Source organism: Agromyces luteolus, from assembly GCF_009729855.1.
In the GTDB taxonomy this organism is placed as follows: domain Bacteria; phylum Actinomycetota; class Actinomycetes; order Actinomycetales; family Microbacteriaceae; genus Agromyces; species Agromyces luteolus.
Map to the genome: position 1 here is coordinate 712967 of NZ_WODA01000025.1, position 23118 is coordinate 736084.

A 23118-nucleotide genomic window follows, 5' to 3' on the forward strand; every position below is an offset into this window, starting at 1 on the left:
CGGCTCGCGCCGCGGCATCGGCCGCCGCGTCGGCTCAGCTATCGACGTGCGTGCTCAGCCGTCGACGTGCGTGCTCAGCCGTTGACGTGCGAGCTCAGCCAGGACATGCCGTCGAAGCGGACGCCGTCGGCGCCGTACATCTCGAGGTGGAGGTGCGGCCCGGTGGACTGGCCGGTCGTGCCGACCGCACCGAGCGCCTGGCCGGCGGTGACCCGCTGGCCGGGGGCGACCTGGAGCGAGCCGTACTGCATGTGCGCGTACAGCGAGGTGATGACGGCACCGCCGATGTTGTGCTGGACCTCGACGTAGACGCCGAGCCCGCCGCCGGCCTCGGTGGCCGTGATGACGACGCCGTCGGCGACCGAGCCGATGGTCGCGCCGGCGCCCGGGTTGAAGTCGATGCCGTCGTGGAAGGTGGAGCAGCCCGCACAGGGCGCGATGCGAGGGCCGAAGCCCGACGCCGTCCGCGACGGGTCGACCGGCCACACGACGCGGTCGGCCTGCAGGAGGGACACGTCGCCGAGGCCCGCGACGCTCGACTCGATGGGCGGCGGAGCCGCCTCGACGTCCCAGTCGCCGACGTCGATCGGCTCGAGCGCGACCTCGGAGCCGACCTCGAGGGTCTGCGAGCGGATCGAGATCGAGTCCTCGGCCGGCGCGTAGACCGACGCGCGGGCCACGGTGTCGGTCGCGGTCACCGCGAGCGCGGGGACGCTCGTCGAGAGCAGCATGCCCCCGGCGAAGGTCATCGCGCCGATCGTCATGACGGGGCGCAGCGCGGCGGAGGCGCGGCGGCGGCGCACGGGGCGGGCGACGGCCTCGGGCGCGGCGATCGGCCTGGCGCTCTCGGCGGAGGTCGCGGTGCTGGCGGGGGTGGCGGGGGTGGCGGGGTTCGCGCGGCGGTAACGGGGGCGTCCGGCCGCACGACGGCCATGCTGGGGGAAGTTCATAAGCGGGGGAAGGGTGAAGCTCAGGTAACGGTTGCGTAACGACAAAGTCGGGTTTCGAAGAACCCGACAACCATACGAGGTGCTTTCTGTGAGGTTCCTCCACCGCCCCGGCAACCCGCGTGAGCCGCGAACGACGACGGGGGATGCCGCGGCGACCCCGCGGCATCCCCCGTCGCTCGTCCCTGCGCTAGCCCTGCTTCTTCAGGCGCGACGCGGCGCGCGCACGCGCGGTCGCGTCGAGCTCCACCTTGCGGATGCGCACCGCGGTCGGGGTCACCTCGACGCACTCGTCCTCGCGCGCGAACTCGAGGCACTCCTCGAGCGAGAGCTGGCGGGAGGGCGTCATCGACTCGAAGGTGTCGGCCGTCGACGAGCGCATGTTCGTCAGCTTCTTCTCCTTCGTGATGTTGACGTCCATGTCGTCGTTGCGCGAGTTCTCGCCGATGACCATGCCCTCGTAGACCTCCTCGGTGGGGTTCACGAAGAACGTCATGCGCTCCTGGAGGGCGATGATCGCGAAGGGCGTGACGACGCCCGCCCGGTCGGCGACGATCGAGCCGTTGTTGCGGGTCACGATCTGGCCCGCCCACTCGTCGTAGCCGTGCGAGATCGCGTTCGCGATGCCCGTGCCGCGCGTCGTCGTCATGAACTCGGTCCGGAAGCCGATCAGGCCGCGGCTCGGCACGACGAACTCCATGCGGACCCAGCCGGTGCCGTGGTTCGACATGTTGTCCATCCGGCCCTTGCGAGCGGCGAGCAGCTGCGTGATGGCGCCGAGGTACTCCTCGGGGGCGTCGATCGTGAGGTGCTCGAACGGCTCGTGCAGCTTGCCGTCGACCTGCCTGGTGACCACCTGCGGCTTGCCCACCGTGAGCTCGTAGCCCTCGCGGCGCATCTGCTCGACGAGGATCGCGAGCGCGAGCTCGCCTCGACCCTGGACCTCCCAGGCGTCGGGACGGCCGATGTCGACGATCCGCAACGAGACGTTGCCGATGAGCTCGCGGTCGAGGCGGTCCTTGACCATGCGCGCGGTGAGCTTGTGGCCCTTGACCTTGCCGACGAGCGGCGAGGTGTTCGTGCCGATGGTCATCGAGATCGCCGGCTCGTCGACCGCGATCACGGGCAGCGGACGCACGTCCTCGGGGTCCGCGAGCGTGTCGCCGATCATGATGTCCTCGAAGCCAGCGACCACGGCGATGTCGCCCGGGCCGGCGCTCTCCGCGGGGTAGCGGTCGAGCGCCTTGGTGAGGAAGAGCTCGGTCACGCGCACGTTCTGGACGGAGCCGTCGTGCCTGACCCACGCGACGGTCTGGCCCTTCTTGATCGTGCCCTGGAAGACGCGCAGGAGCGCGAGGCGACCGAGGAACGGCGACGCGTCGAGGTTCGTGACGTGCGCCTGCAGCGGGTGCTCGTCGTCGTAGGTCGGCGCGGGGATGTGCTCGAGGATCGCCTCGAACAGCGGCTCGAGGTCGTCGTTGTCCGGCAGCGCGCCGTTGTCGGGCTGCGTGCGGCTCGCCGCGCCGTTGCGTCCCGAGGCGTAGACGACGGGCACGTCGAGGATCGCATCGAGGTCGAGGTCGCCGTCCGTTCCAGCCGACGCAGCGTCGTCGGCCAGGTCGGAGGCGAGGCCGAGGAGCAGGTCCTGGCTCTCGGCGACGACCTCGTCGATCCGGGCGTCGGGGCGGTCGGTCTTGTTCACGAGGAGGATGACCGGCATCCGGGCCTCGAGCGCCTTGCGGAGCACGAAGCGGGTCTGCGGGAGCGGGCCCTCGCTCGCGTCGACGAGCAGCACGACGCCGTCGACCATCGACAGGCCGCGCTCGACCTCGCCGCCGAAGTCGGCGTGGCCGGGGGTGTCGATGACGTTGATGGTCACCGGGGATCCGCCCGCGTGCACGCCGTTGTACGAGATCGCCGTGTTCTTGGCGAGGATCGTGATGCCCTTCTCGCGCTCGAGCTCGTTCGAGTCCATCGCGCGCTCCTCGACGTGCGCGTGCGCGTCGAAGGAGTTGGTCTGCTGGAGCATCGCGTCGACGAGCGTGGTCTTGCCGTGGTCGACGTGGGCGACGATCGCGACGTTGCGCAGGTCGTTGCGGGTGGCCTTGGCCATGGTGAGGTCCTCGCGTGGCCTCCGGTCGCCGTGAGGGCTCCGGGGCGCGGATCGGCAGCGCCGAGGCGCTGGATTGGAGTCGGTGGGAGCGCGGGCAGCCGATGGTCACGGTTCGCGCCAGACCAGCCTACCGCGTCCGGCGGAAACGGCGGACGCCCGGCCTCCGCGAGGAGACCGGGCGTCCGTGCGGCGCAGGCTACGCGCCGAGCTGGAGGTTCGCACCGGGGATCGCCGCGAGGAGATCCTTCGTGTACTGCTCCCTGGGGTTCTCGAACACCTCGTCGGTCGTCGCGGCCTCGACGATGCGCCCCTTCTGCATCACGCAGACGTGGTCGGCGATGACGCGCACGACCGCGAGGTCGTGCGTGATGAAGAGGTAGGTGAGGTCGAGCTCGGCCTGCAGGTCGGCGAGCAGGCGCAGGATCTGCGCCTGCACGAGCACGTCGAGCGCGGAGACGGCCTCGTCGAGGACGACGATCTCGGGCTTCAGCGCCAGCGCACGCGCGATGGCGATGCGCTGCCGCTGGCCGCCTGAGAGCTCGTTCGGGTAGCGGCCCACGAGGGTCCGCGGCAGCGACACCTGGTCGAGCAGCTCGAACACGCGGGCACGGCGCGACGCGCGGTCGCCCACGCTGTGCGTGACCAGCGGCTCCGAGATGGTGTTGCCGATGTTGCGGAGCGGGTTCAGCGATCCGTACGGGTCCTGGAACACGGGCTGCATCCGGCTGCGGAGGTCGAAGAGCTCCTTGCCGGTGAGGCTCGCGAGGTCCTTCCCGCCCACGAGGATCTTGCCGCTCGTGGCATCCTCGAGCTTCAGCAGCATCTTCGCCACGGTGGACTTGCCCGAACCGGACTCGCCCACGAGCGCGGTGGTGGTGCCCTTCGGAATCTCGAAGGAGACCTTGTCGACCGCCGTGAAGTCGCCCGAACCGCGGATCTTGAAGACCTTCGTGAGGTCCTCGATCACGATCGCCGGCGGTTGCGCCATCGCGGCCTCGTGCGCCTCCGCACGGGCCTCGGCGGTCGCGATCAGGTCGATCGTGTCGGTCGTCGTCGCGGGCTCGGTGCCGAGTTCGTGCGCCCCGGCGGCCTCCTCGCCGTGGCTCGTCGCCTGGATGCGGCGCGAGGCGAGGCTCGGCGCCGCGGCGACGAGGCGCTGCGTGTAGGGGTGCTGCGGGTTCTGCAGGATCTCGAGCGACGGACCCGACTCGACGACCTTGCCCTTGTACATGACCACGAGCTGCTCGGCGCGCTCGGCCGCGAGGCCGAGGTCGTGCGTGATGAACAGCAGTGTCGTGCCGAGCTCGCGAGTCAGCGACTCGAGGTGGTCGAGGATGACGCGCTGCACCGTCACGTCGAGCGCCGACGTGGGCTCGTCCGCAATGAGCAGCTGCGGGTCGGCCGACAGGCCCATGCCGATGAGCACGCGCTGGCGCATGCCGCCGGAGAACTGGTGCGGGAACTGCTTGAGGCGGCGGTCCGCATCCTGCAGCCCGGCCTGCTTCAGAACCTCGATGGCGCGGGCGCGGACCTCCTTGCGGCCGGTCGCGATGCCGTTGGCCCTGATGGCCTCCTCGACCTGGAACCCGATCGACCAGACCGGGTTCAGGTTCGACATCGGGTCCTGGGGCACGAAGCCGATCTTGCGACCGCGGATCGACTCCATCTCCTTCTTCGACGCCTTGGAGATGTCCTGGCCGTCGAGGAGGATCTGGCCGCCCGCGATTCGACCCGAGCCGGGCAGCAGGTTGATGATCGCGTGCGCGGTCGTCGACTTGCCCGAACCGGACTCGCCCACGATCGCGAGGCTCTGCCCGCGGTAGAGCGTGATGTTCACGCCGTCGACGGCCGTGACCTTGCCCTCCTGGGTCGTGAAGTCGACCTTGAGGTCCTTGATCTCGAGGAGCGGCCGCTCCTCTCCGTCGGGCGTGGAGTGCTTCACGTCGGTTCCGTTCACGGTCGAGGTCATCGCTGCGCCCTCGCCTTCGGGTCGAGCGCGTCGCGGACGACCTCGCCGAGCATGATGAAGCTCAGCACGGTCACCGACAGCGCGATGGAGGGCAGGATCAGGGTCTGCGGGTTGGTCCGCAGGTCGACCTGGGCCTGGCTGATGTCGTTGCCCCACGACATCGTGCTCGACGGCAGTCCGACGCCGAGGAACGACAGGGTCGCCTCGGCGACGATCGCCGACGCGAGCGAGATCGTCGTGATCACGATCACCGGGGCGATCGAGTTCGGGAGCACGTGCCGGATCAGGATGCGGAGCCGCGTGACGCCGACGGCGGTGGCCGCCATGACGAAGTCGGAGTTCTTCACCCTGAGGATCTCGGCCCTCAGCACACGCGCCGTCGCCGGCCACGCGAAGATGCCGATCGCCAGGGAGATCGTCCACACGCTCGCGTACTGCGAGAGCACCGACATGATGACGACCGCGGCGAGGATGTAGGGGATCGAGAAGAAGATGTCGCCGAGACGGGACAGGACCGCGTCGACCCACCCGCCGTAGAAGCCCGCGAGCGCACCGAAGAAGATGCCGAGCGAGGCGACGAGGAAGGTCACGATGAGGCCGACCGAGAGCGACGTCGACGTGCCGTGGATGATCCGCGAGTAGATGTCGCAGCCCTGCCGGTTGTAGCCGAGCACGCTGCCGTCACCGGGACCCTGGTTGCTCAGCGAGAGCTGGCAGAACCGCGGGTCGACGCTCGTGAAGAGCGTCGGGAAGAGCGCCACGACCACGATCAGGACGATCAGGGCCGACGAGATCCAGAACATCGGACGCTTGCGCACGTCGCGCCAGGCGTCGGTCCAGAGGTTCGTGGGCTTGCCCTCGGCCTTGACGGAGTCGATCGCGACGAGCGGAGTCTCGTCGATGGGCGCGACGAAGTGCGCCTGAGCGGGGCGGGTGTTACTTGGCATAGCGGATCCTCGGGTCGAGAACGGCGTACAGCAGATCCACCAGCAGGTTGATGACGAGGTAGATCAGCACCATGACGGTCACGAACGAGACGACGGTCGGTCCCTCGCCGCGGATGATGGCCTGGTACAGGGTTCGTCCCACGCCGGGGACGTTGAAGATGCCCTCGGTGACGGTCGCGCCGACCATGAGCACGCCGAAGTCGACGGCGAGGTAGGTCACGACGGGGATCAGCGAGTTGCGCAGGATGTGGACGGGGACGATGCGTCGGCGCGACAGTCCCTTGCTCGCGGCGGTGCGAACGAAGTCCTGTCCTCCTGTGTCGATGACCGACGCCCTTGTCAGTCGGACGATCTGGGCGAAGCTGATCGTCGCCAGCACGATGGCCGGAAGTATGAGGTCCTGGATCGGCGCACCCGGACCCACCGTGGTCCGGAACCAACCGAGCTGGATGCCGAAGACGTACTGCGCGACGAACGCGACGACGAAGACCGGCAGCGAGATGAGGATCAGGCTGACGACGAGGAAGCTCGCGTCGAAGATCCCGCCCTTGCGGAGGCCCGAGACGAGCCCGATGGCGATGCCGAAGACCATCTCGATGAGCACCGCGAGGATCGCGAGGCGGAGGGTGACGGGGAACGTCTCCGCGAGGATCTCGGAGACCGGCTGACCGGAGAACGAGACGCCGAAGTCGCCCTGGAAGATGCCCGCCAGGAACAGCAGGTACTGCACGATGAACGGCTGGTCGAGGTTGTACCGCTCGCGGACGGCCTCGAGCACCTGGGGCGGAGGGGTCTTGTCGCCGAACAGGGCGACGACGGGGTCGCCCGGCATGGCGAAGACCATGAAGTAGATCAGGAAGGTGGTGCCGAGCAGCACAGGGATCGCCTGGAGCAGTCGGCGCGCGATGTAGCCGGCCATGGATCAGGCCCCGCGTTCTGCGTGTGTTGACATTGTTGAAGAAAACCTCACCGTTATGGGAGTGCGCACACACGATGTTACGCGCCTCGGCACACCCCGGATACGTGGGAGTGGGGCGGCGATCCACTGGACCGCCGCCCCACGGGCGTCAGAGAGTCTAACCCCCTGAAACCGCTGATCGAGAATTACTCGCTCTTGGTGACCTCGTAGTAGAGGGGCACCGAGTTCCAGCCGAACTGGACGTTCTCGACCTGCTCGCCCCACGCGCCGTTGACGGTGGAGTACCAGAGCGGGATCGCGGGGAGGTCCTCGAAGAGGATCTCCTGCGCCTGCTGGAACTTCTCGATGCCCGCCTCGACCTCGGTCTCGCTGAGGCCTTCGTTGATGAGGGCGTCGAACTCGGGGTTCGAGTAGTCACCGTCGTTCGAACCGGCGCCGGTCACGTAGATCGGTCCGAGGAAGTTGGAGAGCGACGGGTAGTCGGCCTGCCAACCGGTGCGGAAGCCGGTCTCGATGGCGCGGTCGGTGATGGCGGTGCGGAACTCGGCGAACGTCGGGTACGGAGCACCCGAAGCGTCGATGCCGAGCTCGTTCTTGATCTGGTTGGTCACTGCGTCGACCCAGCCCTGGTGGCCGCCGTCGGCGTTGTAGCCGATCTGGAACGAACCCTCCCACGGGCTGATGGCGTCGGCCTCGGCCCACAGCTCCTTGGCGAGCTCCGGGTCGTACTCGAGGACCTCGCTACCGGGGATGTCCTCCGAGTAGCCGTCGATGACCGGCGACGTGAAGTCGTGGGCCGGCGTACGGGTGCCCGAGAAGATCACGTCGGTGACCTCTTCGCGGTTGATCGCGTGCGAGATCGCGGCGCGGCGGAGCTTGCCCTCCTCGCCACCGAAGTGCGCGAGACGGTCCGGGACCACGAACGACTGGAAGATCGCCGCGCCCTGGGTGACGGAGCGGTCGCCGAACTCGTCCTGGAAGGTCGAGAGCGCGCTGTCCGGGATGGCGTCGAGCACGTCGAGGTTGCCACCCTGGAGGTCGGCGTACGCCGCGTCCTGCGTGGCGTAGAAGATGATCGAGAGACCACCGTTGACCGCCTGGCGGTCACCCTGGTAGTCCTCGTTCACCACGAGGTCGATGCGCTCGTTGTGCTTCCACGCACCCTCGCCGTCGAGCATGTAGGGGCCGTTGCCGATCGGGTTCTCACCGAAGGCGTCGAGGTCCTCCCACGCCGCCTCGGGCAGCGGGAAGAACGCCGAGTAGCCGAGTCGCAGCGGGAAGTCGGACTCCGGCTGCTTCAGGGTCACGGTGAAGGTCTTGTCGTCCACGACCTCGAGGCCCGAGAGCTCGTCGACGTTCTCGTCGTAGCTGAAGCCCTCGATCGAGTCGAAGAAGTAGCTCGAGAGCTGCGCGTTGTCGAGCGCGGCGCCGTAGTTCCAGGCCTTGACGAACGACTCGGCGGTGACGTCCTCGCCGTTCGTGAACGTCTGGCCGTCCTTGATGGTGATGGTGTACGTCTGCGCGTCGTCGGTCTCGATCGACTCCGCCATGTCGTTGTGCGGAGCACCCTCGCCGTCGTAGTAGACCAGGCCGGCGAAGATCGAGTCGAGGATCTTGCCTCCACCGGTCTCGTTCGTGTTGGTCGGGATCAGCGGGTTCTGGGGCTCAGAGCCGTTGGTCGTGATGATCGCGGTCGAGTCGCCGGCCGGGGCGGTCGGCTCGTTGCTGGACGAGCAACCGGCGAGCGTGAGCGCACCGGCCGCCGCAAGAGCAATGGCGGCAACGCCGATTCTCTTGATCTTCAATGTTCCTCCTGTGAGATGAGCGCACGACTGTTCGATTCGTGGTCGAGCAGGGGGGCGCTGGTAGGTGAATCGAGACTATAAGGGGGTCCCGGCCGAACAAACTTCACGGCGGAACCGTTACCGAGGCGCAATCTTGCGACAGGGTGATGCGCAGATGAGCAGCCGTCGACGCACGATTCTTGCGCCTCGAGCGCTCGTGCGAGGATTGCCGCATGCCTGCGGCACGACGTCTCCGCATCGAGGTGGCCATCGTGCTCGCGCTCTCGCTCGGGGCGTCCGCCGTCTACTCGATCGTCGCGATCGTCGCCCGGCTCACCGCCGAACGCCCGCTCGGCGAGCAGAGCGCCGCGCTCAACCAGTCCCGTTCGACGCGGGAGTGGCTCGACCTCACCTACCAGCTCCTCGACTTCGTCTTCGGCCTGGCGGTCGTGGCGCTCGTCCTCTACCTGCTCTGGCAGCCGGGCCGCAGCCCGTTCCGCCGCATCGGGTTCGACCTGACGCGACCGGGGCGGGACGCGGCATCCGGCCTGCTGCTCGCCGCCGTCATCGGCGTGCCGGGTCTCGCGCTCTACGCAGCCGGGCGGGCGTTCGGCTTCACCGTGGCGATCGTGCCGCAGCCGCTCGACACCTATTGGTGGACGATCCCGGTCCTCGTGCTGGCCGCGCTGAAGGCGGCGCTCACCGAGGAGCTCATCGCCGTCGGCTACCTCTTCACCCGCCTCCGCGAGCTCGGCGTCGGCCCGTGGGCGACCATCCTCTCGAGCGCGCTCCTCCGCGGCAGCTACCACCTGTACCAGGGCTTCGGCGGCTTCATCGGCAACGCGATCATGGGCGTCGTGTTCGGCTGGGCCTACACGCGCTGGGGCCGCACGATGCCGCTGGTCATCGCGCACTGGCTCCTCGACATCGTGAGCTTCGTCGGCTACCCGCTCGCGGTCGGCTGGTGGCCGGGGCTCTTCGCGCCGCCCGCGGACTGACCGACGGGCGCTTCGGGCCGAACGGGCGCGGTCGACGGATGCCGCGGGCGCGGCGCATCGGCCACGTGCCGGGCTCCGGCGAGCGCGACCACGGTCGCGGGCATCGGCGGCAGCGTCTCCTCCGGCGGTTCGACGCGCAGGTCGGAGTCGTTCGAGCGCACGAGCGCGCCGTCGATCCAGCTGCGACGGCCGGGCGTGCAGACGGCGGAGAACTGCTCGGCTCCCCCGTAGAAGCCGCCGCGCGACAGGTCGCTGAACGACTCGGCCCGTCGGAGCGCGTCGGCCAGGGCGGGGTTCCGGCGGTCCAGCATCCCGGCGCGCTGCTCGAGGCCCGTCATGCGCGACGCGCCGATCGTGCAGCCCACCATCACGCCCACGAATCCGAGCGTGGCGAGCGCCGCCACGAGGTCGATCGGGATCATGCGCACCCCCTCAGTGCGAGTGATCCTCAGTGTACTCCCGGGGGGCGACGGCGGGACGGCCCGGATGCCGCGGCGGCGGCCGGGGCGCACGATGGCTGCGGCCGTTCGAAGCGGCCCCAGCCAGCCTGAGGAGAAGGAACCATGGACCTCGCACACGCGCTCAGCGCGGGCGGCCTCGCCGGCCGTCGCACCGACCACCGCTTCACCGCGGACGAGGCCGAGATCCGCGAGGCCGAGCAGCGCGTGGCCCGCCGTCGAGCGGCCGCGGTCGAGCGACGACCGGTCGTGTTCGCCGAGCGGGGCCGGCACGCCGCGCCGCGAACGGCCTGACGACCGCTACGCGAACGCCTCGATCGGCGGGCAGGCGCACACGAGGTTGCGGTCGCCGTACGCCTGGTCGATGCGGCGCACGGGGGCCCAGTACTTGTTCCGCACGAGCGAGTGCACCGGGTAGACGGCCTGCTCGCGCGTGTAGGGGTGGGTCCACTCCCCCGCGATGACCGACTCGGCGGTGTGCGGGGCGTTCCGGAGCGGGTTGTCCTCGGCCGGCCACTCGCCGCGGCCGACGGCGTCAGCCTCGGCCTTGATCGCGATCATCGCCTCGACGAACCGGTCGAGCTCCGCGAGGTCCTCCGACTCGGTCGGCTCGACCATGAGCGTGCCCGCGACCGGGAACGACATGGTGGGCGCGTGGAAGCCGTAGTCGATGAGGCGCTTGGCGACGTCGTCGACCGTGACGCCGGTCTCGGCGGTGAGCGGGCGCAGGTCGAGGATGCACTCGTGGGCGACGAGCCCGTTCTCGCCCGTGTAGAGCACCGGGAAGTGGTCGCGCAGGCGCGCGGCGACGTAGTTCGCCGCGAGCACCGCCGTCGCCGTGGCCTGCTTCAGGCCCTCGGCGCCCATCATGCGCACGTAGGCCCACGAGATCGGCAGGATCGACGGGCTGCCGTAGGGCGCCGCCGAGACCGGTCCGCCGCCGTGCTCGACGCCGCCGGCGTGGTCGGCGCGCTGCGCCATCGGGTGGCCGGGCAGGAAGGGCGCGAGGTGCGCCTTCGCCGCGACCGGGCCGACGCCGGGGCCGCCGCCGCCGTGCGGGATGCAGAAGGTCTTGTGCAGGTTCAGGTGCGACACGTCGCCGCCGACGTCGCCGAAGCGCGCGAAGCCGAGCAGCGCGTTGAGGTTCGCGCCGTCGATGTAGACCTGGCCGCCGGCGTCGTGGACGGCCTGGGTGATCGACTTCACCTCGTGCTCGTAGACGCCGTGGGTCGACGGGTAGGTGATCATGAGCGCGGCGATGCGCTCGGCGTTCGCGGCGATCTTCGCGCGCAGGTCGTCGAGGTCGACGTTGCCGAGCTCGTCGGTCGCGACGACGACGACCTTCATGCCCGCGAGCACCGCGGACGCGGCGTTCGTGCCGTGCGCGCTCGACGGGATGAGGCAGACGTCGCGCTCGTCGTCGCCGTTGGCGAGGTGGTAGCCGCGGATGGCGAGCAGGCCCGCGAGCTCGCCCTGGCTGCCCGCGTTCGGCTGCAGCGAGACCGTGTCGTAGCCGGTGACCTCGGCGAGCCAGCTCTCGAGCTGCTCGATGAGCCCGAGCGAGCCGACGGCGTCGGCCTCGGGCGCGAACGGGTGCAGGTTCGCGAACTCGGGCCACGTGACGGCCTGCATCTCGGTGGCGGCGTTGAGCTTCATGGTGCACGACCCGAGCGGGATCATGCCGCGGTCGAGCGCGTAGTCGCGGTCGGCGAGCGTCTTGAGGTACCGCATCATCTGCGTCTCGGACTGGTGCGTGTTGAACACCGGGTGCTCGAGGTACGGCGACGTGCGGCGCTGCGCGTCGGGCAGGCTCGCGGGCAGTTCGCGGAGCGGCACCGGCACCTCGGTGCGCGCGTCGAACCCGAACGCCTCGACGACGAGCGAGAGCTCGGCCCCGGTCGTCGTCTCGTCGACGGCGACGTGCACGGTCGCCTCGTCGGCCTCCCAGAGGTTCACGCCGAGCTCGCGCCCGCGTGCGACGACGTTCGCGGCGAGGCCCGGCACGTGCACCCGGATCGTGTCGAAGTACGCGTCGTGCGCGAGCGTCAGGCCGGACGCGGTGAGCGCGTCGGCGAGCGCCTTCGCCTTCGCCGCGGTGGTCACCGCGATGTGGCGGATGCCTCGCGGCCCGTGGTACACGGCGTACATCGACGCCATCACGGCGAGCAGCACCTGGGCGGTGCAGATGTTCGACGTCGCCTTCTCGCGACGGATGTGCTGCTCGCGCGCCTGCAGGCTGAGCCGGTAGGCGGGGTGGCCGGCGGCATCCTGGGAGACCCCGACCAGGCGGCCGGGGAGCTGGCGCTCGAGCCCCTTCCGCACGGCCATGTACCCGGCGTGCGGGCCGCCGAAGCCCATCGGCACGCCGAAGCGCTGCGAGGTGCCGACCGCGACATCCGCCCCCAGTTCGCCGGGGCTCGTCAGCAGCGACATCGCGAGCAGGTCGGCCGCGACGACCGCGAGCGCACCCTGCTCCTTCGAGGCGGCGATGACGGATGCCGGGTTCCACACGCGGCCCGAGGCGCCCGGGTACTGCACGAAGACGCCGAAGTGCTCGCCCAGCTCGGCGACATCCGTCGTCTCGTCGAGGTCGGCGACGACCAGCTCGATGCCGACCGCCTCGGCCCGTGAGACGAGCAGCGCGTGCGTCTGCGGCAGCGCGTCGGCGTCGACGACGAAGCGGTTCGACTTCGACTTCGAGGCGCGGCGCGCGAGGAGCATGCCCTCCACGACCGCGGTGCCCTCGTCGAGCATCGACGCGTTGGCGGTGTCGAGCCCGGTGAGGTCGGTGACCATCGTCTGGAAGTTGATGAGCGCCTCGAGGCGGCCCTGCGAGATCTCGGGCTGGTAGGGCGTGTAGGCCGTGTACCAGCTCGGGTTCTCGAGCACGTTCCGCTGGATCACCGCCGGCGTGATCGTGCCCGAGTAGCCGAGCCCGATCATCGACGTGCGCACCGTGTTGGCGTCGGCGAGCTCGCGCAGCTCGGAGAGCGCCTCGCGCTCGGTCGCCGCGGCCGGGATGACCGAGTCGAGCACCTCGTGCATGCGGATGGCGCTCGGCACCGCCGCGTCCATGAGGGCGTCGAGCGAGTCGTAGCCGAGCGCGGCGAGCATCCACTCGTGGTCGCGCGGGGTGGTGCCGATGTGCCGGCGCCCGAAGGCGTCGACGTCGAAGGCCGTGGAGGTGCTGGTGGTCATCGTCTTCCTTGTCGTTCGCTGGTCGAGGAGCGGGCCGAGCCCGCGGCTCGAGACCTACTCGCCGGTCAGGGCGCGGTACTCGTCGAGGCTGAGCAGGGCGGGCAGCGACGTGGTCGTGAGCTTCAGGAGCCATCCGTCGCCGAAGGGGTCGCTGTTGACCAGCTCGGGGGTGTCGACGACGGCCTGGTTCGACTCGACGACCTCGCCGTCGACCGGGGCGAACAGCTCGCCCACCGACTTGGTCGACTCGATCTCGCCGACGACGGTGCCGGCGACGACGGTGCTGCCGGCGTCGGGCAGGTCGACGTAGACGACGTCGCCGAGCTTCTCGGCGGCGTAGTCGGTGATGCCGACGGTGACGGTGTCGCCGTCGACCTTCACCCACTCGTGCTCGGCGGTGTACTGCAGTTCGCTGCGGTCGGTCATGGGGTGCTCCTCGTGGTCGTGTGGTGCTGGTCCGGCGACGCGGCCGCCGGCGGGTTCGTGGTCAGGCGCCGCGCTTGTAGAAGGGCAGTGCGGTGACGGATGCCGCGACGCGCGTGCCGCGGACGTCGACGAAGAGCGACGAGCCGACCTCCGCGAACCCGGGGGCGACGAAGGCCATCGCGACGGGGTGGCCGAGCGTGGGCGAGAGGGCGCCGGAGGTGACCTCGCCGACCCGGTCGGCGTCGTCGCCCGCACCGTCGAAGACGGCGTACCCGGCGCGCGCCGCGCGGCGGCCCTCCGCGGTGAGGCCGACGAGCACGGGCGCGTCGTCGGCGGGGCCCTGCTCGATCGCCGTCCGGCCGACGAAGTCGCCCTCCTTGGTCAGTGCGACGACGCGGCCGAGGCCGGCCTGCACGGGGAGGATGTCGCGCGAGAGCTCGTGGCCGTACAGCGGCATGCCCGCCTCGAGGCGGAGCGTGTCGCGGCTCGCGAGGCCGCAGGGCACGACACGCGGCCCGCCGGTCTCCTGGAGCGCCTCCCACAGGGCCTTCGCGCGCTCGGGCGCGACGTAGAGCTCGAAGCCGTCCTCGCCGGTGTAGCCGGTCCGGGCGACGAGCACGGGCTCGCCCTCCCAGGTCGCGGCGATCGCGCGGTAGTACTTCAGCGCGGCGACGGCGTCGACGAAGTCCTCCTCGTCGTTGCCCGGGCCCTCGATGCCGAAGCCCGGGGTCTGCTGGAGCACCTCGAGCGCATCGGGACCCTGCAGGGCGACGAGCGCGATGTCGTCGGACTCGTCGAAGACGTCGGCCTCGAACGGCGCGGTGCGAGCACGGAGCTCCTCGGCGACGACGTGGCGGTTCGCGGCGTTCGCGACGACCATGTAGCGGTCGGGCCCGGTCCGGTAGATCACGAGGTCGTCGATGACCCCGCCGTCGCGGGCGAGGAGGAGCGAGTACTTGGCCTGGCCCTCGACGATCGCCGACAGCTTGCCGGCGAGCGCGTAGTCGAGGGCGTCGGATGCCTCGGGCCCGACGACCACGATCTCGCCCATGTGCGAGAGGTCGAAAAGGCCGGCGTGCTCGCGCACGGCGTGGTGCTCGGCGAGGTCGCTGGAGTAGCGGACCGGCATCTGCCAGCCGGCGAAGTCGGTGAACGACGCGCCCGCGGCGCGGTGCACCTCGTCGAGGGGGCTGCGGCGCTCGGTGGTGCCGGTTTCGGTGGTTCCGGGTGCGTCGGTCACGAGTTCTCCAGGATCGCGCGGATCACGCGGCGGTCGCCGCGGAAGAACTCCCCCTCTGTCATGGGCCTGAGAGCTTCGCGACGCTCCGGGGGAGCTGTGCTTTCACCTTCGGCGGCTCACGACGAACGGGAGGATCTCGATACGGGCCGACGTCGTCGGTCCTACTCGATCTGCTCCGCGCTCCGCGCGGAGCACTTTTCAGAGTCGGCCTCGTCATCGCGGTGATGCGACCTGAGAGATTGGCGGGGAGGCTTGCTCCTTCGGTGCCGAACGGCTCCCCGGAGGGATCCGTGCGGCTCTCCCGCGATGCGTCGATGGCCCGGTATGCGGTTGTCGGGGGAAGTCTACCCAATGCGCGCGCCCGGGTCCGCTCGCGGGGTGGTGCGCGCGCGTCGCGCGTGCGGCACCGTCCGCGCGTCACGCGATTCGCGTTCGTGTCATCGTGACTGTAAGCTGGGCTCCATCGACTTCGCGTCATGGTGACTCTAAGTCGGGCGGGTCGTCAGGAGGGAGCAGCGGATGTCGCAGCACGACGCGCACGCGCGCCTGGCCGTCTCGACGGTCATCTTCGCGCTCGCCCCCGACCAGGCCGACGGCGTCGTCGAGGTCCGCGAGCGTCCCGCCAGCCTGCGCATCCCCCTCGTGCGTCGTCTCCGCGAGCCCGGGCTCGGCCGCTGGGCGCTCCCCGGCGGCTGGCTGCCCGTCAGCGAGGCGCTCGACGGCGCGGCGGCGCGCACGCTGCATGAGACGACCGGGCTCGCCCCGAAGTACCTCGAGCAGCTCTACACGTTCGGCGACCCCGACCGCTCCCCCGGCGAGCGCGTCGTCTCGGTCGTGTACTGGGCACTCGTGCACTCCGACGAGGTCGAGCGCGCCGTCTCCGACGAGAACGTCCGGTGGTTCGACGAGGACGCGCTGCCCGACCTCGCCTTCGACCACGCCGCGATCATCGACTACGCGCTCCGGCGCCTGCGCACCAAGCTCGTGTACTCGCGCATCGCGCACGCGCTGCTCGGCGAGCGGTTCACGATGGCCGAGCTCCGCCGCGTGCACGAGGCCGTCCTCCGGCGCCGCCTCGACCCCGCGAACTTCCGACGCACGATCGAGGCGTCCGGCACCCTCATCGACACCGGCGAGCGCCTCGCGGGCACGCGCCACCGCCCGCCGGCCCTCTACCGCTTCGACCCCGCCCATTCGCCCGTGGCGTCGCCCTCACCGGCGCCTGCGGCGCCGCCGCACGCGGCATCCGCCACCGCATCCCACACCAGGCCCGGAACGCACAGCAAGGAACCGCAATGAGCACCACCGCCACCACGCCCGAGCGCGAGGTCCGCCTCGCGGCATCCGTCGACCGCACCATCCGGCTCATCACGACCGGCAAGGCCGCAGGCGAGACCTGCACACCCGACCTCGCCAAGGGGCCGTGGGAGTTCGACGCCGGCCCCGCCGGCTACGGGCCGGGCTCGTCGATGGGCGACGTCATCCCGACCGGGTCGCCCCGCCAGGGCGCGCTGCCCGCCGAGTACCGCGAGGCCTCCGACGCCGAGCTGCACGACCGCATCCGTGCCGCGAAGGCGACGCTCGGCGAGAAGGTCGTGGTCCTCGGCCACTTCTACCAGCGCGACGAGGTCGTGCAGCACGCCGACTTCACGGGCGACTCGTTCCAGCTCGCGAACGCCGCGATGACGCGCCCCGAGGCCGAGGCGATCGTGTTCTGCGGCGTGCACTTCATGGCCGAGACCGCCGACATGCTCTCGCGGCCCGACCAGGCCGTGATCCTGCCGAACCTCGCCGCGGGCTGCTCGATGGCCGACATGGCCGACGAGTCGGGCGTCGAGGAGTGCTGGGAACAGCTGGAGGAGGTCTACGGCGACCTGGCCGCCACCGACGCCGAGGGCCGCGTGCCGGTGATCCCGGTCACCTACATGAACTCGTCGGCCGCGCTGAAGGGCTTCGTGGGTCGCAACGGCGGCATCGTCTGCACGTCGTCGAACGCGAAGACCGTGCTCGAGCAGGCGTTCGAGCGCGGGCAGCGCGTGCTGTTCTTCCCCGACCAGCACCTCGGCCGCAACACCGCGAAGGCCATGGGCGTGCCGCTCGAGCAGATGCCGATGTGGAACCCGCGGAAGGCCCTCGGCGGCAACACCGCCGACGAGCTCGCCGACGCCCGTGTCATCCTCTGGCACGGCTTCTGCTCGGTGCACAAGCGGTTCACGGTCGACCAGATCGAGCGCGCCCGCGCCGAGCACCCCGGCGTGCAGGTCATCGTGCACCCCGAGTGCCCGATGCCCGTCGTCGACGCGGCGGATGCCGCGGGCTCGACCGACTTCATCGTGAAGGCGATCCAGGCGGCGCCCGCCGGCTCGACGTTCGCGATCGGCACCGAGATCAACCTCGTGCAGCGCCTCGCCGCCGAGCACCCCGAGCACGAGATCTTCTGCCTCGACCCGGTCGTCTGCCCGTGCTCGACGATGTACCGGATCCACCCCGGCTACCTCGCGTGGGTGCTCGAGGAGCTCGTGGCCGGCCGCGTGGTCAACCGCATCTCGGTCGGCGAGGACGTCGCGGTGCCGGCCCGCCTCGCGCTCGAGCGCATGCTCGCGGCGAAGCCCCCGGCCTCGGTGCCGGTCCCCGCCGGCTCGACGATCGCGGCGGCGACCGATGCCGCGGCCGCGCGCTCGGCCGCCGCGTCCTCTCCCGCACCCGCGGCGACCGGGGCCTGACATGACCGCCGTGCTCGTCGTCGGCTCCGGCATCGCCGGGCTGTGGACGGCGATCCGCGCCGCCGAGGCGGGCTGCGACGTCACCGTCGTGACGAAGGCCGCGATCGGCGAGGGATCGACGCCCTGGGCGCAGGGCGGCATCGCCGCGGCGATCTTCGCGGGCGACGCGCCCGCGCGACATGCAGCGGACACGCTCGCCGCGGGCGCCGGGCTCGGCGACGCCGACGCGGTCGACGTGCTGACGACGGAGGGCCCGGCCCGCATCCGCGACCTGATCCGGTTCGGCGTCGCGTTCGACCGCGACGAGTCCGGCATCGCGCGCGGACTCGAGGCGGCGCACTCGCGCGCCCGCATCCTGCACGCGGGCGGCGACGCGACGGGTGCGGCGATCGAGGCGGCGCTCGTGGCGACGGTCCGCGCGCGCGGCATCCGCGTGCTCGAGCGCACGACGCTCGTCGACCTCGTCGTCGAGGGCGGCCGGGTCGTCGGTGCGCACGTGCTCGTCGAGGGCGAGGCGGATGCCGCGGGCGCGACGCCCGCCGTGCTCCGGGCGGACGCCGTGGTGCTCGCGACCGGCGGCGCAGGCGTGCTGTACGCCCACACGACCAACCCCGACGTCGCGACGGGTGACGGCGTCGCGGCGGCCGCGCGCGCCGGTGCCGAGGTCGCCGACCTCGAGTTCGTGCAGTTCCACCCGACGGCCCTCGCGGTGCCGGGCACCCCGCTCATCTCCGAGGCCGTGCGCGGCGAGGGCGCGGTGATCCGCGACGCGGACGGCCGCCGGTTCCTGCTCGACGTCGACCCGCGCGGCGAACTCGCCCCGCGCGACGTCGTCGCGCGCGCCGTCTGGCGGCGGATGGCCGAGCAGGGCGGCGAGCCCGTGCGCCTCGACGCGACGGCGCTCGGCGCGGAGTTCCTCGCGCGGCGCTTCCCCTCCCTCGACCGGGCGTGCCTGGCCGCGGGCTTCGACTGGTCGCGCGAGCCCGTGCCGATCGTGCCGGCCGCGCACTACGCCATGGGCGGGATCGCGACCGACCTCGACGGGCGCTCGAGCCTGCCCGGGCTCTGGGCCGTCGGCGAAGCCGCCCGCACCGGCGTGCACGGCGCGAACCGGCTCGCCTCGAACTCGCTCCTCGAGGGCGCGGTGTTCGCCGAGCGCGCCGCCGCCGCGATCGCGCACGCGGCATCCGCCCCTGCCGATCTCATCTCCCACGTTCACGACGGCGGATATACGATCCGCCGCACCGGAGGCGGACCGGGCCCGGGCGGCGCGGCGGATCGTATATCCGCCGATGTGGACCCGAGCCGGGCGAGCGGGCCGGTCGATCGCGGCGAGCTGCAGCGGCTGATGTGGAGCCGCGTCGGGCTGGAGCGCGACGCGGCCGGGCTCGCCGAGGCATCCGCTCGCCTGGACGGCTGGCGCGCGCCCGACCCGGTCGACCGTCGCAGCGTCGAGGACCGCAACCTCCTCGACCTCGCCCGGCTCACCGTCGCCGCGGCGCTCGCCCGCACCGGGAGCGTCGGCGCCCACACCCGCACCGACGCGCCGACGACCGCCGCGGCCGGCGCCGACGGCGCACGCCGCACCGACCTGGAGAGGCAGGCCGCCTGATGACCGAGACCCGCGAGATCGAGCGGATCGTGCTGATGGCGCTCGACGAGGACGCCCCGTGGGGCGACCTGACGGGCGAGACGCTGATCCCCGAGGCGGCGACCGCGACGGCCGACCTCGTCGCGCGCGAACCCGGCGTGTTCAGCGGCGCGCGCGTCGTCGAGGCGACGTTCCGACTCGTCGACCCCCGGATCGCGGTCGAGTTGCTCGTCGCCGACGGCGAGCCCTTCGCGACGGGCGACGTGCTCGCCCGCGTGTCCGGGCCGGCCCGCGGCATCCTGCGCGCCGAGCGCGTCGCCCTGAACCTCGTGCAGCGGATGTCTGGTGTGGCGACGCTCACGGCCCGCTACGTCGCCGCCGTCGCGGGCACCCGCGCGCGCATCGTCGACACGCGCAAGACGACGCCGGGCCTGCGCAGCCTCGAGCGGCAGGCCGTGCGCGACGGCGGCGGCCGCAACCACCGCCGCTCGCTGTCGGACGCGATCATGGCCAAGGACAACCACCTCGCGGTGCTCACCGCGGGCGGCGCCGACCTCGCCGGGGCCCTGCGCGCCGCGCGCGAGCGGATGCCGCACACCGCGCACCTCGAGGTCGAGGTCGACCGCGTCGAGCAGATCCCCGCCGTGCTCGCGGGCGGCGCCGACACGATCATGCTCGACAACTTCGACCTCGCCGCGCTGCGCGAGGGCGTCGCGCTCATCGACGGCCGCGCGATCGTCGAGGCGTCGGGCGGCGTGAACCTCGACACGGTCGCCGGCATCGCCGCGACGGGCGTCGACGTCATCTCGGTCGGCGCGCTCACGCACTCGGCGCGCGCGCTCGACCTCGGGCTCGACGTCGTCATCGAGGCGGGTCCGGCGTGATCTTCGCCGACCACGCCGCCACGACGCCCGTCCGACGCGAGGCGCTCGAGGCGATGTGGCCGTACCTCACGGGCGCGTTCGGCAACCCGTCGAGCCGGCACGGCGTGGGCGAGGCGGCCGCGCAGGCGCTCGCGTGGGCGCGCGACGAGGTCGCGTCGGTGGTCGGATGCCGCGCCGGCGACGTCGTCTTCACGTCGGGCGGCACCGAGGCCGACAACCTCGCGATCCTCGGCCTCGCGCTCGCGAACCCCCGCGGACGGCACGTCGTCGTCTCGCCCGTCGAGCACGAGGCGGTGCTCGGCGCCGCCGACGCCCTCCGCCGCCTGCACGGGTTCGACGTCGACGAGGTCGCGGTCGCTCCGACCGGCGAGGTGACGCCCGAGGCGCTGGCACGGGTCATCCGCCCGGACACGACCCTCATCTCGGTGCAGCTCGCGAACAACGAGGTCGGCACGGTGAACCCGATCGCCGAGCTCGCGGCGGTCGCGCACGACTCGGGTGCGCTCATCCACACCGACACCGTGCAGGCCGCCGGATGGCTCCCGCTCTCGATCGACGGGCTCGGCGTCGACGCCCTCTCGCTCGCCGGCCACAAGGTCGGTGCGCCGAAGGGCACGGGCGCCCTGATCGTGCGCGGGCGGCTGCCGATCGAGCCGGTCCTGCACGGCGGCGGCCAGGAGCGCGGGCGCCGCTCGGGCACCGAGAACGTGGCCGGCGCGGTGGCGTTCGCGACGGCGCTGCGGCTCGCCGAGGACGAGCGGGCGGACGCCGCGGCGCGCGTCGGCGCCGCGACCGCGCGTTTCCGCCAGCTCGTCACGGCCGCCGTGCCGGACGCCGTGCCCACGGGGCATCCGTCGCGGCGGCTGCCGGGCACCGTGTCGTACGTCTTCCCGGGGACGGGCGGCGAGGCCGTGCTGCTCGAGCTCGAGCGGCGCGGCGTCGTCGTCTCGAGCGGCTCCGCCTGCGCGGCGGGCAGCGACGAGCCGTCGCACGTGCTGACCGCGATGGGCTTCGCGCCCGAGGTCGCCCTGACGGCCGTGCGGTTCTCCTTCGGCAGCGAGGTGACCGAGGCGGATGCCGCGGCCGCGGCCGACGCCGTGGCCGCGGCCGTGTCGGCGGTGCGCGGTATCGTCCCCTGACCGGGTCCGAGCGACGTCGCCGGCCCGTGGGGGCGGGGTGATGCATGCATGTGCATGCATCCGGGCCGATCGGGAATAGCGCACGCGCGCCCGGGAGTTGCATTCCTCGTTCGCCCGGCCGGGAGCGGCACCGCCGCGCCCGCCGAATCGAGCACGACGACGAGACGCAGACGACAGGACGAACCGTGAGCGAACGATCCGCACCCGACACCGATTCGACCACGGTGCCCGACCCCGGCCTCGGAGCCGCTGCGGAGGCCGAGGCCGCCGACCGCGCCATCGACCGGCACATCGTCGCCGCCCGTCCCGAGCACGGCGCGCGGAACACCCGGGTGATCTGGCTGCTGCTCGCGGCCACGTTCACGGTGTTCCTCAACGAGACGATCATGAGCGTCGCGATCCCCGAGCTCGTCGACGACCTCGGGGTGACGTTGTCGGCCGCGCAGTGGCTGACGACCGCCTTCATGCTGACGATGGCCGTCGTGATCCCGATCACGGGCTTCCTGCTGCAGCGGTTCCCGACCCGCCCGATCTTCGGCGCCGCGATGACGCTCTTCTCGGCGGGCACCCTGCTCGCCGCGCTCGCGCCGGGCTTCGAGGTGCTGCTCGGCGGCCGAATCATCCAGGCCACGGGCACCGCGATCATGATGCCGCTGCTCATGACGACGCTCATGACGGTCGTGGCCCCGGCCGACCGCGGCCGCTTCATGGGGCGCGTGTCGATCGTCATGTCGGTCGCGCCCGCCATCGGGCCGGCGATCTCGGGGCTCATCCTCAACACGCTCGGCTGGCGCTACATGTTCTGGCTCGTGCTGCCGATCGCGGTCGCGATGCTCGTCATCGGGCTCCGCCGCGTCGAGAACGTGAGCGAGACGCGCGTGTTCCCCATCGACGTCGTCTCGGTCGTGCTCTCCGCGTTCGGGTTCGGCGGCCTCGTGTACGGCCTGAGCCTCGTCGGCGAGGTCGCGAGCGGCCGCACGCCCGGCGACGCCGTCCCCATGTGGATCGCGCTGGCGGTCGGTGCGCTCGGCATCACGACGTTCATCGTCCGCCAGCTGCTCCTGCAGCGCCGCGATCGCGCGCTCCTCGACCTGCGCACGTTCCGCTCGCGCAACTTCGCCGTCTCGATCGGCCTCATGGCCGTCATGATGGCCGCGCTCTTCGGCACGATCATCCTGCTGCCGATCTACCTGCAGGACGTGCTCGGCCTGGAGCCCCTCGCGACCGGACTGCTGGTGCTGCCCGGAGGCCTCGTCATGGGCCTGCTCGGGCCGACCGTGGGCCGGCTCTACGACCGGGTCGGTCCGACGCCGCTGCTCGTTCCCGCGAGCATCGGCGTGAGCGCGGTGCTGTGGTCGCTGACGCTCGTCACCGAGACCACGCCGCCGTGGATGATCCTCGCCGCACACGTCGTGCTCTCGATCTCGCTCGCGTTCATGTTCACCCCGCTGTTCACGACCGCGCTCGGGTCCGTCGAGCCGCACCTCTACTCGCACGGGTCGGCGATCGTCGGCACGCTCCAGCAGGTCGCCGGCGCGGCCGGCACCGCCCTCTTCATCACCGTGATGACCGCGACCGCGGCCGGGGCGACGGCGGGCGGCGTCGAGGAGATCGCCGCGCAGGCGGCGGGCGTGCGCAACGCGTTCCTCGTGGGTGCGATCGTCTCGCTGTTCGCGATCGTCGGCGCGACGCTCGTGCGTCGCCCGGCCGACATGCCGGCCGGCGCACCCGCGCACTGAGCGCGGCGGCCATACGACGACGGGCGCCCTCCGGCTGGAGGGC

General features: G+C 71.6%; 19 protein-coding genes and 2 riboswitches. Of the genes, 9 read left to right on the plus strand and 10 right to left on the minus strand.

Annotated features, from left to right (window positions below):
- Window positions 1-74: 74 nt before the first annotated feature.
- Complete coding sequence (locus GLX25_RS16950) at window positions 75-749, minus strand: M23 family metallopeptidase (RefSeq protein WP_166548939.1); 675 nt, start codon at window positions 747-749, stop codon at window positions 75-77.
- Between GLX25_RS16950 and GLX25_RS18430 the strand changes: the two genes are divergently transcribed.
- A complete protein-coding gene (locus GLX25_RS18430; RefSeq protein WP_166548940.1) occupies window positions 730-906 on the plus strand; it encodes a hypothetical protein in 177 nt (58 codons plus the stop codon). The genes GLX25_RS16950 and GLX25_RS18430 overlap by 20 nt on opposite strands.
- 231 nt (window positions 907-1137) lie before the next feature.
- Here the strand turns inward: GLX25_RS18430 and typA are convergent, their stop codons facing one another.
- The 5 genes from typA to GLX25_RS16975 form a co-directional block, all read right to left on the minus strand.
- A complete protein-coding gene (gene typA / locus GLX25_RS16955) occupies window positions 1138-3060 on the minus strand; it encodes a translational GTPase TypA (RefSeq protein WP_155843708.1) in 1923 nt (640 codons plus the stop codon).
- Between the two features lie 196 nt (window positions 3061-3256).
- Complete coding sequence (locus tag GLX25_RS16960) at window positions 3257-5029, minus strand: dipeptide ABC transporter ATP-binding protein (protein WP_155843709.1); 1773 nt, start codon at window positions 5027-5029, stop codon at window positions 3257-3259.
- Window positions 5026-5976 carry an ABC transporter permease gene (locus GLX25_RS16965; protein WP_155843710.1) on the minus strand — a complete coding sequence of 317 codons (951 nt, stop codon included), beginning with the start codon at window positions 5974-5976 and terminating at the stop codon, window positions 5026-5028. The genes GLX25_RS16960 and GLX25_RS16965 overlap by 4 nt, the downstream gene beginning before the upstream one ends.
- Window positions 5966-6895 (minus strand): ABC transporter permease, encoded by a 930-nt coding sequence (locus GLX25_RS16970; RefSeq protein WP_155843711.1) that lies wholly within the window; start codon window positions 6893-6895, stop codon window positions 5966-5968. The genes GLX25_RS16965 and GLX25_RS16970 overlap by 11 nt, the downstream gene beginning before the upstream one ends.
- A gap of 185 nt (window positions 6896-7080) precedes the next feature.
- Window positions 7081-8700 (minus strand): peptide ABC transporter substrate-binding protein, encoded by a 1620-nt coding sequence (locus tag GLX25_RS16975; RefSeq protein WP_155843712.1) that lies wholly within the window; start codon window positions 8698-8700, stop codon window positions 7081-7083.
- Between the two features lie 212 nt (window positions 8701-8912).
- Here GLX25_RS16975 and GLX25_RS16980 point away from each other — a divergent pair, with 212 nt between their 5' ends.
- Entirely contained in the window at window positions 8913-9677 is a 765-nt protein-coding gene (locus GLX25_RS16980) for a CPBP family intramembrane glutamic endopeptidase (RefSeq protein ID WP_155843713.1), read from the plus strand.
- Here the strand turns inward: GLX25_RS16980 and GLX25_RS16985 are convergent.
- Window positions 9623-10099 (minus strand): hypothetical protein, encoded by a 477-nt coding sequence (locus tag GLX25_RS16985; RefSeq protein WP_155843714.1) that lies wholly within the window; start codon window positions 10097-10099, stop codon window positions 9623-9625. The two genes, GLX25_RS16980 and GLX25_RS16985, sit on opposite strands and share 55 nt — an antisense overlap.
- A 141-nt stretch (window positions 10100-10240) precedes the next feature.
- Between GLX25_RS16985 and GLX25_RS16990 the strand changes: the two genes are divergently transcribed.
- Window positions 10241-10429, plus strand: coding sequence for a hypothetical protein (locus tag GLX25_RS16990; protein WP_155843715.1), 189 nt, complete (start codon window positions 10241-10243; stop codon window positions 10427-10429).
- A 6-nt stretch (window positions 10430-10435) separates the two neighbouring features.
- Here the strand turns inward: GLX25_RS16990 and gcvP are convergent, their stop codons facing one another.
- The 3 genes from gcvP to gcvT form a co-directional block, all read right to left on the minus strand.
- Window positions 10436-13333, minus strand: coding sequence for an aminomethyl-transferring glycine dehydrogenase (gcvP, locus tag GLX25_RS16995; protein ID WP_155843716.1), 2898 nt, complete (start codon window positions 13331-13333; stop codon window positions 10436-10438).
- A gap of 54 nt (window positions 13334-13387) precedes the next feature.
- Window positions 13388-13759, minus strand: coding sequence for a glycine cleavage system protein GcvH (gene gcvH, locus GLX25_RS17000; RefSeq protein ID WP_155843717.1), 372 nt, complete (start codon window positions 13757-13759; stop codon window positions 13388-13390).
- 61 nt (window positions 13760-13820) lie between these two features.
- Window positions 13821-14999: a glycine cleavage system aminomethyltransferase GcvT gene (gcvT, locus tag GLX25_RS17005; protein WP_166548941.1), complete on the minus strand. Its 1179-nt coding sequence runs from the start codon at window positions 14997-14999 to the stop codon at window positions 13821-13823.
- Between the two features lie 45 nt (window positions 15000-15044).
- Window positions 15045-15150, minus strand: a riboswitch (glycine riboswitch).
- 58 nt (window positions 15151-15208) lie between these two features.
- Window positions 15209-15313: riboswitch (glycine riboswitch) on the minus strand.
- Between the two features lie 205 nt (window positions 15314-15518).
- Between gcvT and GLX25_RS17010 the strand changes: the two genes are divergently transcribed.
- The 6 genes from GLX25_RS17010 (at window position 15519) to GLX25_RS17035 (ending at window position 23075) form a co-directional block, all read left to right on the plus strand.
- Entirely contained in the window at window positions 15519-16298 is a 780-nt protein-coding gene (locus GLX25_RS17010) for an NUDIX hydrolase (RefSeq protein ID WP_155843718.1), read from the plus strand.
- Complete coding sequence (gene nadA, locus GLX25_RS17015) at window positions 16295-17722, plus strand: quinolinate synthase NadA (RefSeq protein ID WP_155843719.1); 1428 nt, start codon at window positions 16295-16297, stop codon at window positions 17720-17722. Before GLX25_RS17010 ends, nadA begins: the two co-directional genes overlap by 4 nt.
- 1 nt (window position 17723) lies before the next feature.
- On the plus strand, window positions 17724-19334 hold the full coding sequence (nadB, locus tag GLX25_RS17020; protein ID WP_155843720.1) for an L-aspartate oxidase: 1611 nt from the start codon (window positions 17724-17726) through the stop codon (window positions 19332-19334).
- Window positions 19334-20197 (plus strand): carboxylating nicotinate-nucleotide diphosphorylase, encoded by an 864-nt coding sequence (gene nadC / locus GLX25_RS17025; protein ID WP_155843721.1) that lies wholly within the window; start codon window positions 19334-19336, stop codon window positions 20195-20197. The genes nadB and nadC overlap by 1 nt, the downstream gene beginning before the upstream one ends.
- On the plus strand, window positions 20194-21336 hold the full coding sequence (locus GLX25_RS17030) for a cysteine desulfurase family protein (protein ID WP_166548942.1): 1143 nt from the start codon (window positions 20194-20196) through the stop codon (window positions 21334-21336). The genes nadC and GLX25_RS17030 overlap by 4 nt, the downstream gene beginning before the upstream one ends.
- Before the next feature lie 185 nt (window positions 21337-21521).
- The gene (locus tag GLX25_RS17035; protein ID WP_420837660.1) at window positions 21522-23075 is read left to right on the plus strand and encodes an MDR family MFS transporter; all 1554 of its coding nucleotides are present in this window, start codon (window positions 21522-21524) and stop codon (window positions 23073-23075) included.
- Window positions 23076-23118 lie beyond the last annotated feature (43 nt).

What these genes read in the sequence shown, in the direction of transcription:
- GLX25_RS16970 (WP_155843711.1), bottom strand. Translation starts at nt 6,895, where the DNA reads ATGGCCGGCTACATCGCGCGCCGACTGCTCCAGGCGATCCCTGTGCTG.
- typA (WP_155843708.1), bottom strand. Translation starts at nt 3,060, where the DNA reads ATGGCCAAGGCCACCCGCAACGACCTGCGCAACGTCGCGATCGTCGCC.
- GLX25_RS16950 (WP_166548939.1), bottom strand. Translation starts at nt 749, where the DNA reads ATGACCTTCGCCGGGGGCATGCTGCTCTCGACGAGCGTCCCCGCGCTC.
- GLX25_RS16965 (WP_155843710.1), bottom strand. Translation starts at nt 5,976, where the DNA reads ATGCCAAGTAACACCCGCCCCGCTCAGGCGCACTTCGTCGCGCCCATC.
- nadC (WP_155843721.1), top strand. Translation starts at nt 19,334, where the DNA reads ATGACCGAGACCCGCGAGATCGAGCGGATCGTGCTGATGGCGCTCGAC.
- GLX25_RS16960 (WP_155843709.1), bottom strand. Translation starts at nt 5,029, where the DNA reads ATGACCTCGACCGTGAACGGAACCGACGTGAAGCACTCCACGCCCGAC.
- gcvH (WP_155843717.1), bottom strand. Translation starts at nt 13,759, where the DNA reads ATGACCGACCGCAGCGAACTGCAGTACACCGCCGAGCACGAGTGGGTG.
- GLX25_RS16990 (WP_155843715.1), top strand. Translation starts at nt 10,241, where the DNA reads ATGGACCTCGCACACGCGCTCAGCGCGGGCGGCCTCGCCGGCCGTCGC.
- gcvP (WP_155843716.1), bottom strand. Translation starts at nt 13,333, where the DNA reads ATGACCACCAGCACCTCCACGGCCTTCGACGTCGACGCCTTCGGGCGC.
- nadB (WP_155843720.1), top strand. Translation starts at nt 17,724, where the DNA reads ATGACCGCCGTGCTCGTCGTCGGCTCCGGCATCGCCGGGCTGTGGACG.
- GLX25_RS16985 (WP_155843714.1), bottom strand. Translation starts at nt 10,099, where the DNA reads ATGATCCCGATCGACCTCGTGGCGGCGCTCGCCACGCTCGGATTCGTG.
- nadA (WP_155843719.1), top strand. Translation starts at nt 16,295, where the DNA reads ATGAGCACCACCGCCACCACGCCCGAGCGCGAGGTCCGCCTCGCGGCA.
- GLX25_RS16980 (WP_155843713.1), top strand. Translation starts at nt 8,913, where the DNA reads ATGCCTGCGGCACGACGTCTCCGCATCGAGGTGGCCATCGTGCTCGCG.
- GLX25_RS17010 (WP_155843718.1), top strand. Translation starts at nt 15,519, where the DNA reads ATGTCGCAGCACGACGCGCACGCGCGCCTGGCCGTCTCGACGGTCATC.
- GLX25_RS18430 (WP_166548940.1), top strand. Translation starts at nt 730, where the DNA reads ATGCCCCCGGCGAAGGTCATCGCGCCGATCGTCATGACGGGGCGCAGC.